At 63.4% G+C, this 12,562-nt stretch carries 14 protein-coding genes; 4 read left to right on the top strand and 10 right to left on the bottom strand.

Features of this window, described 5'->3' with window-relative positions:
• Positions 1-51: 51 nt before the first annotated feature.
• From B0G75_RS18495 to B0G75_RS18485, 3 genes are all read right to left on the bottom strand, one after another.
• Positions 52-1,833, bottom strand: a complete 1,782-nt coding sequence (locus tag B0G75_RS18495) for a S10 family peptidase (RefSeq protein WP_106309127.1) — start codon at positions 1,831-1,833, stop codon at positions 52-54.
• A 187-nt stretch (positions 1,834-2,020) separates the two neighbouring features.
• Positions 2,021-3,199, bottom strand: a complete 1,179-nt coding sequence (locus B0G75_RS18490; protein ID WP_106308420.1) for a pyridoxal phosphate-dependent aminotransferase — start codon at positions 3,197-3,199, stop codon at positions 2,021-2,023.
• A 138-nt stretch (positions 3,200-3,337) separates the two neighbouring features.
• Complete coding sequence (locus B0G75_RS18485; RefSeq protein WP_106308417.1) at positions 3,338-4,819, bottom strand: RNA polymerase factor sigma-54; 1,482 nt, start codon at positions 4,817-4,819, stop codon at positions 3,338-3,340.
• Positions 4,820-5,326: 507 nt separating this feature from the next.
• Here B0G75_RS18485 and B0G75_RS18480 point away from each other — a divergent pair.
• Positions 5,327-5,668: a BON domain-containing protein gene (locus B0G75_RS18480; protein ID WP_106308414.1), complete on the top strand. Its 342-nt coding sequence runs from the start codon at positions 5,327-5,329 to the stop codon at positions 5,666-5,668.
• A gap of 192 nt (positions 5,669-5,860) precedes the next feature.
• On the opposite strand, the gene B0G75_RS18475 is transcribed toward B0G75_RS18480, so the two are convergent.
• On the bottom strand, positions 5,861-6,313 hold the full coding sequence (locus tag B0G75_RS18475) for a PA2169 family four-helix-bundle protein (protein WP_106308411.1): 453 nt from the start codon (positions 6,311-6,313) through the stop codon (positions 5,861-5,863).
• Positions 6,314-6,684: 371 nt separating this feature from the next.
• On the opposite strand from B0G75_RS18475, the gene B0G75_RS18470 reads away from it, so the two are divergent.
• On the top strand, positions 6,685-6,927 hold the full coding sequence (locus B0G75_RS18470) for a hypothetical protein (RefSeq protein WP_106308408.1): 243 nt from the start codon (positions 6,685-6,687) through the stop codon (positions 6,925-6,927).
• Between the two features lie 120 nt (positions 6,928-7,047).
• Here B0G75_RS18470 and B0G75_RS18465 read toward each other — a convergent pair whose 3' ends face one another.
• The 5 genes from B0G75_RS18465 to B0G75_RS40720 all read right to left on the bottom strand — a co-directional run bounded on the left by B0G75_RS18465 (position 7,048) and on the right by B0G75_RS40720 (position 9,767).
• Positions 7,048-7,629, bottom strand: coding sequence for a hypothetical protein (locus B0G75_RS18465; protein ID WP_106308405.1), 582 nt, complete (start codon positions 7,627-7,629; stop codon positions 7,048-7,050).
• Positions 7,630-7,724: 95 nt separating this feature from the next.
• Positions 7,725-8,069 (bottom strand): DUF1488 domain-containing protein, encoded by a 345-nt coding sequence (locus B0G75_RS18460; RefSeq protein WP_106308402.1) that lies wholly within the window; start codon positions 8,067-8,069, stop codon positions 7,725-7,727.
• Entirely contained in the window at positions 8,066-8,629 is a 564-nt protein-coding gene (locus B0G75_RS18455; protein WP_106308399.1) for a DUF4142 domain-containing protein, read from the bottom strand. Before B0G75_RS18455 ends, B0G75_RS18460 begins: the two co-directional genes overlap by 4 nt.
• 94 nt (positions 8,630-8,723) lie before the next feature.
• Positions 8,724-9,275, bottom strand: a complete 552-nt coding sequence (locus B0G75_RS18450) for a type 1 glutamine amidotransferase domain-containing protein (RefSeq protein ID WP_106308396.1) — start codon at positions 9,273-9,275, stop codon at positions 8,724-8,726.
• 150 nt (positions 9,276-9,425) lie between these two features.
• Positions 9,426-9,767, bottom strand: coding sequence for a hypothetical protein (locus B0G75_RS40720; RefSeq protein WP_012427309.1), 342 nt, complete (start codon positions 9,765-9,767; stop codon positions 9,426-9,428).
• A gap of 200 nt (positions 9,768-9,967) precedes the next feature.
• Here B0G75_RS40720 and B0G75_RS18445 point away from each other — a divergent pair, with 200 nt between their 5' ends.
• On the top strand, positions 9,968-11,269 hold the full coding sequence (locus B0G75_RS18445; RefSeq protein ID WP_106308393.1) for a DNA topoisomerase IB: 1,302 nt from the start codon (positions 9,968-9,970) through the stop codon (positions 11,267-11,269).
• An 83-nt stretch (positions 11,270-11,352) separates the two neighbouring features.
• Here the strand turns inward: B0G75_RS18445 and B0G75_RS18440 are convergent, their stop codons facing one another.
• A complete protein-coding gene (locus B0G75_RS18440; protein WP_181309295.1) occupies positions 11,353-11,646 on the bottom strand; it encodes a hypothetical protein in 294 nt (97 codons plus the stop codon).
• 315 nt (positions 11,647-11,961) lie between these two features.
• On the opposite strand from B0G75_RS18440, the gene B0G75_RS18435 reads away from it, so the two are divergent.
• Positions 11,962-12,489 carry a PRC-barrel domain-containing protein gene (locus B0G75_RS18435; RefSeq protein WP_106308387.1) on the top strand — a complete coding sequence of 176 codons (528 nt, stop codon included), beginning with the start codon at positions 11,962-11,964 and terminating at the stop codon, positions 12,487-12,489.
• Positions 12,490-12,562 lie beyond the last annotated feature (73 nt).

Genomic DNA, 12,562 nt, shown 5'->3' with positions numbered 1-12,562 from the left:
AATCCGGTTGCGAGGCAAGCCCCGACCGCGCTGCGAGTCGTTCGGAACCGGCTAGCGCGCACCCGCTGCATAGAAACTCGCCAGATCGCGCCTGAGCGTGTGCAAGGCCGCGTCGTCGAGATAGATCATGTGCCCGGTCGGATAGTAGGCGATGTGCACATTGGCGCGCAGCGGCCCGTCCACGCCAAGGTGCGCGAGCGCATATTCGGTCGCGTAGAACGGCGTGGCCAGATCGAAATAGCCGTTCACCGACATCACGCGCAATTGCGGATTCTGCCGCATCGCTTCGGCCAGATCCCCCGCCGCATACGGTACGGGCAAACGCTCGCCCCACCATTCGCGATGCTTCCAGTCCCATTGCGTCAACGCTTCGTCGTTGAAGACGCGGTAGCGGTCGGCCGGCGTGAAGTGCAGGTCCTGAGCGAAATGCTGGTGGAGCGCCGCGTCGAAAGCACTCGACACGCTGCTCACCGACGCATCGTAATCGGGGCGATCGGCGACGCTGTCGAAGTCGATGCCTTCAAAGCGCGCATCGTAACGGCCAACGCTACGCGCCTGATCGCGCAGCAATTCACTGCGATAACGCGACGGATAGAGACGCAGGCGGCTGCGCTTCACATAGGCGACATCGAGGCCGGTGAATTGCGCGACACGCGCGGCGATTGCGTCGCGCTCGGCCTCGGGCAGCGCGTCGCCTTGTGCGAGGGCTTGCGCATACGGGCCGCGTGCGAACGCGCGGGCTTCGTCGAGAAAGGCTGGCAGACTGGCCGGCTTCGGTACGATCTTGTCGTGATACCAGGCGATCGCCGCGAAGCTCGGCAGATAGCTTTCGCTCTTGAAATCCGAGCCAGCCGAAAACGCGGCCGAATCGAGCACCGACGACATCAGGATCACGCCGTTAAGCGCGATATTGTTCTGCCCCAACTGATACGCGAGCATCGCGGCGCGCGCGGTCCCATACGATTCGCCGAGCAGATACTTCGGCGAATTCCAGCGCTGGTTCACCGTCAGATAGCGGTCGATGAATTGCGAAAACGCGTCGACATCCTTGTCGACGCCCCAGAAGTCTTTGCCCGTTCCATGACCGACGACGCGCGACAAGCCCGCGCCGACGGCGTCGATAAAGACGAGGTCGGTGCTATCGAGCAGGCTGTCGGGATTGTCGGCGAGCGTGTACGGTGCGGGCGGCGTGATATCGGGACTCGCGGTGCGCACCCGCTTCGGCCCGAATGAGCCGATCATCAGAAAGATGGTGCCGGCGCCCGGACCGCCGTTGAACAGAAACGTAACCGGCCGCGTCTGCGGCGTTTTACTCGCGACGGTGTAGGCAACGTAAAAGACGCTCGCGTTGGCCTGCCCTGTCTTGTCGCGCAACAGCAGGTTGCCTGCGGTGGCCGTGTAGTCGATTTTGCGGCCATCGAGCCGAATGGAATGCTGCGTAACCGACGAGGTTTCCGGCGGCACGGGAATCGCTGCCGGCTCGGCTTTCGCGTTGCGCTGCGCCGTGCTACCCGACGCTTCGTTCTGCGCCGACGCGACCGCCCGTGGCTGCCGGGGCGCGCGTGTCGGAGCCGCGTGCGAATCCTGCAGCGGTTGGCCGTTCGGCTCCGCGCGCTGATTGGGCTGGCCGCTCACGAAGCGGGGCGCGTCCGGCGCCGATGCCTCAGTGTCGGCGCTGGCGGCGGCTTCTGGCGAATCGTCCGGTTCAGCCGCCGCGCACATGGTGCTGAACGTGGCGAGCGCGAGCAGCACAAGCGTCATCGCGACGAGCGCGGCCGCCATGGATCCTGCCATCAGTGATTGGCGCAACCAGAAGGTGAAGCGAAGGCCCATGAGTTTTCCGACCGAGAGTCGATAGACGCCGATGTCCCGCAGGTCAAAGCTGAAGACGAACTCGGCGCTCGATTTTTGACGCAAGCATTTGCGGCGTCAATCGAAAACTGGCGAGAACACGCATTCCTCCCACGACGCATCGCCGCGTTACGCCAATCGAAAAGCAAACGAAACGTTGGCGAAAGACTCAACGACCCGGCAACCCGCCGACGAATGCAGCGATACGTTCGCACGCATCGATCAGACTGGCCTCGTCGACGACGAAACCCAGCCGCACGAAACCCTTCGCCGTCTCGCCGAAAGCGCTCGCGTCGAGCAGCGACACGCCCTGCGCGCGAAACAGCTGCCAGGTGAAGTCGACCGTATCGAGGCCCGTGCCGCTCACGTCGACCATCATGAACATGCCCGCCTCGGGCAACAGGCATCGCAACTTGGGCACACGATGCAAACGCTCGAACACCACGTCGCGCCGGCGCCGGTAGATCTCGCGCATCTCGGCGGCGATCCGCGCCTTGTGCTGCACCGCCGTCAATGCGGCCTGCTGGATGAAGCCGGGCAGGCCGTAAAGCATGGCCAGCGCGAGCCGCCCCATGTGCTCGATCAACTCGGTGGGAGCGATCGCCCAGCCCACGCGCCAACCGGCCATGGCATGCGATTTCGACAGGCTGCCGAGCGTCACGGTGCGCTCCGCCATGCCGGGCAGCGCGGCGATGCTCACGTGCTCGCGTTCGAACGTCAGTTCGGCGTAGACCTCGTCGGAGAGCACCCATAGGTCGTGCCGGCACGCGAGCCGCGCAATACGTTCGAGATCGGCGCGTTGCATGACCACGCCGGTCGGATTGCAGGGCGTCGCGAAGAAGATGGCTTTGGTGCGCGACGTAACGGCGGCTTCGAGCGCGTCGCAGTCGACGTGAAACGCCCGCGCCGGATCGACCGGCACCGTCACGAGCGTGGCGCCGGCCGCGCGCACGCAGGCCTCGTATGTGAGATACATGGGCTCGGGGACGATCACTTCATCGCCCGCTTCCAGCAGACACAGCGACGCGGCGAACACGCCGTTCTGCGCCCCCGCGGTCAGGATCACGTTGGCGGCGCTCGCTGCGCAGCCGGTCATGCGCGTGTGTTCCGCGGCGATCGCCGCGCGCACCGGCTCGCGGCCGGACACGGCACTGTAGTGCGTATCGCCGCCGCGCAAGGCCTCGATTGCACGTTCGACGATCGGCGCGGGCGTGGCAAAGTCGGGGTCGCCCACGCTCAGGACGATGACGTCTTCACCTCTCGCCTCCGCCTGCTGCGCGACACGATGGATTTCCCACGCGGAGGTGCGCCGGCCTTGCAGGCGTTCTACCAGATTCGAGTACTTCATTGACTGCGCCCCGTTCCCTATGGACCCGCCAATGTAAAGGGGCGCGCGTGAAACGTCCAGATACGAAAAAGCGCCACGAGAACGGACAGTCTCGCACGGCGCTCGGGCGTTGCCCCTTGTTCGCGGGGCGCGGCGCGTTTAAATCTGGCGGCGCAGCTCCGCCGGCGGCACCTTCATCAGATGCCGGTACTTCGCCACGGTGCGGCGCGCCACCAGCACGCCCTGATCGGCGAGCATTTTGGCGAGCGTCACGTCCGAAAGCGGATCGTGTGTGTTTTCCGCGGCGATCATTTCCTTGAGCAGCGCGCGCACGGCTGCGGCTGAACAGGTGCCGCCGCTTTCCGTGCCCAGTTCGCGCGGGAAGAAATGCTTGAACTCGAAAATACCGCGCGGCGTGGCCATATATTTATTGCCGGTGGCGCGCGAGATGGTGGATTCGTGCAGGCCGAGTTCGTCGGCGACATCGCGCAGCACCATCGGCTTGAGCGCGATTTCGCCGTACTGGAAGAAGGCTTTCTGATGCGCGACGATGCATTCGGCCACGCGCTGAATCGTATCGAAGCGTTGCTGCGCGTTACGGATCAGCCAGCGCGCTTCCTGCAGTTGCTGTGCGAGCGGCGAGCGGCTTGCGCCCGCCGACTGCGCGAACAGTTCGGCATACATGCGATGGATGCGAGCGCGCGGCTGCACCGCCGGATTGATCGCCACGACCCACTTGTTGCGGACCTGACGCACGATCACGTCCGGCACCACGTAGTTGTCTTCGGTGCGGCCGTAGCTGTTGCCGGGCTTCGGGTCGAGCTTGCGCACCAGCGCGCAGGCCACGCGCAGTTCTTCGGCGCTGCAGCCGATCTGCTTCTGCAGTTCGGCCTGCTCGCGACGCGCGAGCCGTTCCAGATGATGTTCGACGATTTGCCGAGCGACATCACGCCCCGGCGTGTCGGCGGGCAAGGCATTCACCTGCAGCGAGAGGCATTCGGACAACGAGCGGGCACCCAGGCCCGGACGATCGAGCGATTGGACGAGACGCAGCGCGACCAGCAATTCTTCTTCCGTCAGTTCGGGTTCGAGATCGACGCTGTCCGCGAGATCGGAGAGTTCCTGACGCAGATAGCCGTCGTCGTCGAGCGCTTCGATGATGAAACGGGCCACCGCGCGGTCACGGTCGTCGAGTCGATAGAGGCGTAGCGAATCGTGCAACTGCTCGCGCAAGGTCGGCTGCGAGCGTGCCCATTCGGCGGGGTCGCTGCTGTCCGAGTCGCCGTTCTGGCGGGTCGAACTGCGGCTGCTGTAGTCGCCGGAGAAATCGCCGGGCATATCGTCCTGGCCCGCGCTTTCCAGTGTGTCGTTGCTGCCGGATTCAGCCGGCAGCGAATCGGGTTCGGCGGTCGCAACCGTGTCGGTGGCGGGCAGCGCGCCGCCGTCTTCGCCAGAGGTCGCGGTTGCCAGCGCCACGTCTTCCGTCTCCGACGAGTCGTACTCGAGGAACGGATTGGTGTCGAGCGCGGTACGCAGTTCCTGCTGGAATTCCAGAGACGACAACTGCAACAGACGCACTGATTGCTGAAGACGCGGCGTGAGTGCGAGAGACTGCCTTGTGCGTAGTTCAATAGAAGGCATTGTAGTGAGGTCCCGTTGATAGCCGAAAATTGGTGAGTAGCCCGTCTAGAGCAACTGTCGTACCAACTCGCGCAAAGCCCTGTTTTTTCTACGCTTTGTCTTTTCAGGCCCGCCAATTGCGTAGGCCGCCAGGCGCCTTTTTTACAAGTACCCGGCAAATTCCGGTCCCTGCCGCGGTGAGCCGTCGAGGCTCGTATCGATGCATCGCGGCGGCTTATTCCTCAGCCTAAATACCTGTGTCGTAACGGCTTTCCTGCGACGTCGATCTTTTGACGCCATGGCGGGCACACCGCTTGCGTACTTGCACTATGTGGACGGACGCCGGTCTGCGCATGCGAGACGCTATAGCACGCAAGCGAAACACATGCACAGACCGTCGGCCGGTGTCGATAACGGGCCCTGACGGAACCGTAGCGGCAACGATCCCACGCGTGTCATCAACGGCTTCGACCGCGATCGACCGCAGGCAACAAGACCGCAATTTCATCAACACCCGAAGGAGAAACCATGAAGACCATCCAACTTCTGAAGACCGCAGGTAGCATCGCTTGTGTCGCTTTCGCACTGAACGCGACGAATGCCATGGCGCAAAGCAGCGCTCCGTCGGCGGCGTCGGAGACCGTCGGCCAGCATGTCGACGACGGCGCCATCACCACCAAGGTCAAGGCCGATCTGCTGGCCGCGAAGAACGTCAAGTCGACGCATATCCACGTGAAGACCCGCAAGGGCGTGGTGTGGCTCACGGGCACGGTGCCTTCGGCCGAGGACAAGGCAGCGGCTGGCGAAGTCGTGCAAGCCGTGAAGGGCGTGTCGAGCGTGAAGAACCATTTGAAGATCGCGGCCGAATAAGAGCTGCGGGTCCGTCCGGCAGCGCCGACTTCGGTTGGCGCTTTCCGATGCTACTGCTGCAGGAAAGAAAAAAGCCATCCGCATTGCGGATGGCTTTTTTACGTGCGGCTCGCTATCGCATCGAGCCGCTTGCAACCGGACACGAGCAACAAACAATCGGCGCCCCGCAGGGCGCCGGTCACTCATCTGCTTTTAACGCTTCGCCGCCGCATATTGATCGCGCAGATCACGCACGCGGTCGTGATTCTGCAGCACGCCTTGATACTGCCGCTCGACGATCGCCCGCACATCCGCGGGCAATTCCTTTTCGAGTGCATCGTGATAGCGCTTCTTCGCGACGTCCTCGCCCTTCTCACACTCGGCCAGAATTTCGTGGTCGCTGCGATTCGTCACGGCCGACTTCACGTCGACCCAGCCGCGATGCAGCGCGCCGCTCATGCTGCCGCCCGTTTCGGGCTTGCCGCCCAATGCCTGAACCGCATCCTGCAACTCACGCGCGCCGCGTGCGCAATCCTCGGCACGCGACAGGAATAGCGTTTTCAACTGTGCGTCGTGCGCATCTTCAGCAGCCTTGCGAAAGCCCTTCTCGCCATCCTTCGACGTTTCGACCAGATCGTTCAGCACGGAAACAACGTTCGTAGCCATCCAATACCTCCAAGGGTTTCGTTAGTCATGGAATTCGCCGATGCAGATGAGTTGCCCTACCAGAGGCACTCGTTCTCCAGCGACAGAGTTCATAGGTGTAGTCGCACGGGCCGTGCCTGGTACATAGCGCTATGGGCGTTTGCGCGCTGCGTCGACGCGCACGTCCAATCTTTGCCAACACGCGTAAATGTTGCCCGCCGCCGCGCGCGGTGATTGCCGGCGAAGCCCCGCTCGGCGGCCTTCCGCCCAATGGCACAGCGGTTGCTTAATATGCTCCGCCCAGCACGCGTGCAACGCAGCAACCCACACACTGCAAGACGTGCCAACGGATTGAAAACAATGGGCAGGCAACAGCGACAGGGAGAATCATCATGAAGATCAGGAGCGCAGAATTTCTGGCCGCCGTCGCGATCATCAGCTCGGCGGCCGTGATGCAGATTCGCGAACACGTGCTGGTGCAGGAAACGCCGGCTTCAAATGCGCAGGCCGCGTCGCCTCCGTGTGGCGCGATGCATGAAGGATTGGTGCCGGCAGCTTGCGAACCGACGCGCGAAAAACGTCAGGTGGATCGCGCACCCCAGCCGCAGCGCAGTGCGCCGCAAGTATGGGTTTGAGCAGACGTTTGAATACTGCTCGAGTGCTGACGGACAGGCACAAAAAGAACGGCCCGATCAAATCGGGCCGTTCTGCTAATTACCGCAACGAAGGCTACTGCAATTAGAACATTCCGCGACTCAAGCGCTCTTTTCGCTGAATTCGCCGAGCGGCACCGGTTTCTTCAGCGGATCGAAGTCGGCCCAGCGCCCCTGCTGCCAGCGGCCGCTCGCCCGCTCGATCGCCGACCCGCCGGCTTCGCGCAGCACGCGGGCGGCATCGAACTGATTGTCCGGCGAGACGTGCACGGCGACCAGCACACCGGAATCGCGCGTCTCCTCGTGGAACGCCGAGCGATGCCCTGTGTGGCCGGCATCGCGCGTAAGCGACATAGCCCCGACCAGCGAGCCGACATATGCGCCGACACCCGCCGCAATCAACGACACGATGATCGGCGCGGAGAACGCCGCGAAGATCCCGACGCCTACCACGGCGCCGACTACCGCACCGATCGTGACGCCCATGCCGGCGCCTTTGGGCGCATCCTTCGCGCCGGCATCGGTGGCGGTGTCGCCGCCGATCGGATAGCGTGCGTGCTGACCGCGTGGATTGACGAAGAACAGCGTGACGTCTTCCTCGACGAATCCTGCCTTGAAGAGCTTGGCCGCCGCGTCTTCAGCGGCGGGGAAAGTCGTAAAGCGTGCTGCGACGATGAGTGACATGAGGCCTCCTTGCATCGTTGGATAGCGTTTTGCGGACCATGCCGCCGCGTTTCGCCACGCCGCACAGCGCGCGCGAGCGACGGCACGCGCCGGCCCTACGCCGTGGTGCCGCGATCCGGTTCCATGCCTTCCACTCTGAACAGTCCGCTATGCAACACTACGCCTTCACCGTCGTTCTGGTCGAGTGCTTCGGCGCAAACCGAACGGATACGTTGACGGCCTTTGTCGAAGGCCGACATTAGCGTGGCTTCCAGAGCGGAATCGGCGCCGAAGTGATCCTCGAGCGCCTCGGCGGTAATCGTGCATACGACCGGTTCGCCGTCCACCCGCGCCATGAAGCGCAGGGTCAGATTCGCTCCGTCGAAGACCGGCTTGTCGTCGGAAAAAGTGATCTGCATAAGGGAATCCTCATAGGCCGGCCGCGGCAGGATCGCGTTCATGGCGAACCCTTCATTGCGCCGGCGAGTTGCTGCGCCATCGCGAGATGATGTTTGATGGTCGGCAGCGCATGTTGGGCCGCGGCTTTGAGTTGCGCGTCGGTGCCGCTGGTGCTTTCCTGCTGGAACAGATCGACCGCTCGCTGGTGCGCTTCCACCCCGACCTGCTCGACGTAGGCCTGATCGAATTCCTTGCCCTTGAGCGTCTGAAGTTTACCGACCAGCGCCGAATCCGCCGACGGCGTCGAAGTAAAGCCCTTCTTGGAGACGAGCGCCGCCATGGCGTGCGAGAGTTTCGTGTGATCCGTAATCATCTGCTGCGCGAATTTCTTCACGTGCGGATCGCTGGAATTCTTGAGCGCGACCTTGCTGGCCGCGATTTCGGTGGCGTCGGACTGCGAGGCGTCCTGCACGAATTGCTGATCCGCGGGCGAAAGCTTCGTGCCGCTGACCGGCGCATCGCTCGCCGGGGCGTCGCTCGCTTGCGCGTAGACCATGCCGATGGACGCCGCGCTCAAACTCAGCGCGACAGTCATCGCTTGTAGGGAATACCGGAATTTCATGCATTTTCTCCCAGATCGACGGATACGCCGAAGCGGAACCGATATGACGGAGCGCAGCCTTCATTCAATCTGCGCGAGCGGTTCGTCACCGCACTCATGCCGCCTTGCGTTTCGACAACTGCGCAATCAGCGTTTTGTTGAAGGCCGGCAGATCGTCGGGTTTGCGGCTACTGATCAGATTGCCGTCCTCGACCACTTCCCGGTCCACCCACGTGCCGCCCGCATTGCGAATGTCGTCCTGCAGGCTCGGCCAACTCGTCATCGTGCGGCCCTTGATGATTCCAGCCGACACCGGCAACCACCCGCCATGGCAGATCACCGCGATCGGCTTCTTCGCGTTGTCGGCTGCCTTGACGAAGGCTTGCGCCTGCGGCAGCAAACGGATCGCGTCGCCGTTGACCACACCGCCTGGCAACACCACCGCGTCGTAGTCGTCCGCGCTGGCCTTGTCGAACGTCGTATCCACCTCGACGGCGTCGCCCTTATCCACGTGCTTGAAACCCTGAATCTTGCCGGGCTTCGCCGAAATGACATGCACCGTTGCGCCTGCCTCGATGAGCGCGCGTTGCGGCTCGATCAGTTCGGCCTGCTCGAATCCGTCCACTGCAAGTACCGCCACCTTGTAACCATTCAGCGTGCTGGCCATGCCTAATCTCCTTCGTTTCATTGCTGGACCGGCTGTGCCGCGCGGCCGGCCCGTTCGTCAATAGCGTGTCAGCAAAGTACGTGCCCATGCCTTCGGCGCGCGTGGCCGCTTTTTTACTTACTCGTCGAACGGCTGCTGCCTGAGGCCGGTTTAAAGGCCTTGCGGGTCATCGTCGAGGCCGTCATCGTCGTTAGCCAGCGGATCGATCACCCGGTCTGGCTCGATATCGGCGTCCGGTACAAGGGTGGAATCGCCGTCGGCCGCGGCGCGCTCGCCTGTGCCGGCACGATCCGTATCGCTGCCGAGTTCGGTGTCGCCGGTTTCGAGCGCGTGATTGTCCAGTTCGGTATCCACGTCGAACTCGTGACGCTTCGCACCGGCGACATCGCTGCCGCTGTCGGACGAATCGCTGGGACCGAGCGCGCCGGTGGTGCCGGCGGTTTGTTTGACGACCTGTTGCGGCTCTTCATCGGGATTCAGGGTGCTGCTCATGGCGCTCTCCTTGGTTGATTCGTTTCGTTCGTTACCCATAGCGAGAGTTCGCAAGGACTGTTCCGCTCAGGCGCGCGGCAATCCGAAGCAACCCAGGCAACCATGCCCGCCGTGCCAACGCCGGCGCTGGGCACTGCCTTTGCTTGCAGGCACGGTCACCGGCGCCACGCGCCTTCTGCTTGAAATTTCTACTTTCGACGATGGCTGCCACCTCCACCCCGATTCAACGCCGCCCTGAACGCACGGACGACGACAGCGCGAAACAGCCGACGCCCACCGCCATGCCGCCGGGTTTGCGCCATGCCGACGACACGAAACCCGGTATCACGCGTCAGCGTGAAAAAGACGGCTTCGCGTATTTCGACGTGGCGGGCAAACGCATCGTCGATGAAGACGAAATCAAACGCATCAACGCGCTTGCCATTCCGCCGGCGTATGAAAGCGTGTGGATCTGTCCGGATGCGCGTGGCCATATCCAGGCGACGGGTCGCGATGCGCGCGGCCGCAAGCAATACCGCTATCACCCGCGCTGGCGTGAAACGCGCGACGCGGACAAATACGAGCGCATGGCCGAGTTCGGCCGTGCATTGCCGAAGATCCGCGCCCGTGTCGCGCGCGATCTGAATCTGCCGGGCATGCCGTGCGACAAAGTCATCGCCGCGATCGTGCAATTGCTCGACACGACGCTGATCCGGATCGGCAGCGTCGAATACGCGCGCGATAACCAGTCGTACGGTTTGACGACGCTGCGCAAGAAGCACGTGAAGATCGAAGCCGGCCAGTTGCGCTTCAAGTTTCGCGGCAAGAGCGGCATCGAGCACGACGTGACGGTGAACAATCCGCGCGTCAAACGCATCGTGCGGCGTTGCGCCGAACTGCCGGGCCACGACCTGTTCCAGTATCTCGACGAAGACGGCACGCGCCGCACCGTCGGCTCCGCCGATATCAACGACTATCTGCGTCGCGCGAGCGGCGCGGATTTCACGGCCAAGGACTACCGCACGTGGGCCGGCAGCGTCTATGCGCTGGCTGCGCTGCGTCGCCTGATGTGCAGCAGTGCGGCGGAAGCGCGCCGTCATATCGTTGCGACCGTGAAGGACGTGGCGGCGTTATTGCGCAATACGCCGGCCGTGTGCAGGCGTTGCTACATCCATCCCGCCGTGATCAGCTCGTTCGAAGCGGACGAATTGCAGCGTCTCGCGCCCGCGGAATCGCGCCGCGGGCTGAGAGTGGATGAAGTCGCCTTGGCCACGTTGCTCGCGCAGGCGGAGAAACGCGCCGCGAAGCTCGCGCGGCAGGCCGGCGCGAAAGGCCGCAAGGCGCGCGAATCGGCGGTGACGGAAAGCATCGACGATTCGATTACGAGTTTGCTGAAGAAGTCGCGCGTGGTGCGCAAGGCGGCAGCCGCAAAGGTCGATGCGAAGTCTGGTGCGCAAGCTGCACGGCGAACGGGCGGGCGCGCGGCGGGTGCTTCGCGGGCAGTGAAACAGACCGCGCCTTAAAGCTTTGAAATTAGAACCTGGAGAGATTGCGGCGCTTCGCGCTTCTTGACTTGTCGCGTTAGCGCCGCCGCTTCACCGCGCGCTCACTGACCTTTCGTATCGCTACTCGCATCCGCGCCCGGCATATTGGTCGAGTCAGTCTTCGGCTTCTTCATTTTCGACTTGGACATGTGATGCGATTTGGAGCCGCTGGAACTCATCGCTCCCGATGTAGGTTGTCCGTCCGTGGTCGGGGCCGCGGTCGCCGCGCCGTGAGCGTTACCCGAGCCGCCGGAGCCACTGTTGCCGCCGTTACCGTTGCCGCCGCCCGCTTGTGCGAACGCTGAGCCCGACATCGCAACGAGTACCGACACCAGCAATGCTTTTGTATGTTTCATCAAAGTCTCCGAGGGTAGATGGACAGCGCGCGTAGGTGATATATCGCGCTGCTGGTCGAACGTCCCGCAAGGGCTATGCCTCACGGCAAGGGCATATCGTCTTCTGTTGCCCTCCTCTCTCCAGACGAAATATTTTCAATCGCGTCAGCACGCTTTACGCGGGTCAGCACGACTCTGCGCACGCGCTTCGCGCAAAAGGCACGCACCCGCGATGCATGGATCACCCGCAGCCGTATCGCGCGCATGCCTTGCGGCTCATGAAGGAACGCCGGTTGCTCAACGCTTCACACACCCAACCTGTAGAGGAGGCTCATCATGGTGAACCAGACACAAACGCAAGCCGGCATGCGCCAGGATCAGGGCGCCCGGATCGTCGGCAAGGGCAGCGCGACCGCGGACGGCCCCGGCCCGGACGTGATGGCGGCCGCCACGCTCGACGGCAACAAGGTGCTCAGCAGCGACGGCGAGGACATCGGCAAGATCAAGGACATCATGCTCGACGTCGGCTCGGGCCGCGTCGCGTATGCCGTGCTCTCGAGCGGCGGCTTTCTCGGCATCGGTGACAAGCTGCTCGCCATTCCATGGCATGCACTGACGCTCGATACGGGCCGCAAGTGCTTCGTGCTGAACATGACCGCGGAACGCGTGAAGAACGCACCGGGCTTCGACAAAGATCATTGGCCATCCATGGCGGACCAGACGTGGGCCACGTCCGTGCACCAGTACTACGGCAGCGAACCCTATTGGGGCCGCGACTCGAATCTGCGTCGCGAAGACTACGGCGTGGGCGACGTTCCGCCCGCGTCGTCAGACGCGCCCGAGGCTGGCGGCCTGAAGCTATAACGCGTGGTCACTGCGGGCGCGCGTGGCCATAAGCCGCCACGCGTGCCGGCACCGATGCGCCGGCATGCCGCCA

This window comes from Paraburkholderia sp. BL18I3N2 (genome assembly GCF_003001875.1).
In the GTDB taxonomy this organism is placed as follows: Bacteria; Pseudomonadota; Gammaproteobacteria; order Burkholderiales; family Burkholderiaceae; genus Paraburkholderia; species Paraburkholderia phytofirmans.
Note: the sequence above shows the minus strand (reverse complement) of the source record. Positions and strands in the feature narration are given on the sequence as shown.

Bases quoted from the DNA above. Each gene is read 5' to 3' on its own strand.
- B0G75_RS18490 (WP_106308420.1), bottom strand. From the start codon at position 3,199: ATGAAGTACTCGAATCTGGTAGAACGCCTGCAAGGCCGGCGCACCTCC.
- B0G75_RS18495 (WP_106309127.1), bottom strand. From the start codon at position 1,833: ATGGGCCTTCGCTTCACCTTCTGGTTGCGCCAATCACTGATGGCAGGA.
- B0G75_RS18440 (WP_181309295.1), bottom strand. From the start codon at position 11,646: ATGAAACATACAAAAGCATTGCTGGTGTCGGTACTCGTTGCGATGTCG.
- B0G75_RS18485 (WP_106308417.1), bottom strand. From the start codon at position 4,819: ATGCCTTCTATTGAACTACGCACAAGGCAGTCTCTCGCACTCACGCCG.
- B0G75_RS18455 (WP_106308399.1), bottom strand. From the start codon at position 8,629: ATGAAATTCCGGTATTCCCTACAAGCGATGACTGTCGCGCTGAGTTTG.
- B0G75_RS18465 (WP_106308405.1), bottom strand. From the start codon at position 7,629: ATGTCACTCATCGTCGCAGCACGCTTTACGACTTTCCCCGCCGCTGAA.
- B0G75_RS18450 (WP_106308396.1), bottom strand. From the start codon at position 9,275: ATGGCCAGCACGCTGAATGGTTACAAGGTGGCGGTACTTGCAGTGGAC.
- B0G75_RS18435 (WP_106308387.1), top strand. From the start codon at position 11,962: ATGGTGAACCAGACACAAACGCAAGCCGGCATGCGCCAGGATCAGGGC.
- B0G75_RS18445 (WP_106308393.1), top strand. From the start codon at position 9,968: ATGGCTGCCACCTCCACCCCGATTCAACGCCGCCCTGAACGCACGGAC.
- B0G75_RS18475 (WP_106308411.1), bottom strand. From the start codon at position 6,313: ATGGCTACGAACGTTGTTTCCGTGCTGAACGATCTGGTCGAAACGTCG.
- B0G75_RS18470 (WP_106308408.1), top strand. From the start codon at position 6,685: ATGAAGATCAGGAGCGCAGAATTTCTGGCCGCCGTCGCGATCATCAGC.
- B0G75_RS40720 (WP_012427309.1), bottom strand. From the start codon at position 9,767: ATGAGCAGCACCCTGAATCCCGATGAAGAGCCGCAACAGGTCGTCAAA.
- B0G75_RS18480 (WP_106308414.1), top strand. From the start codon at position 5,327: ATGAAGACCATCCAACTTCTGAAGACCGCAGGTAGCATCGCTTGTGTC.
- B0G75_RS18460 (WP_106308402.1), bottom strand. From the start codon at position 8,069: ATGAACGCGATCCTGCCGCGGCCGGCCTATGAGGATTCCCTTATGCAG.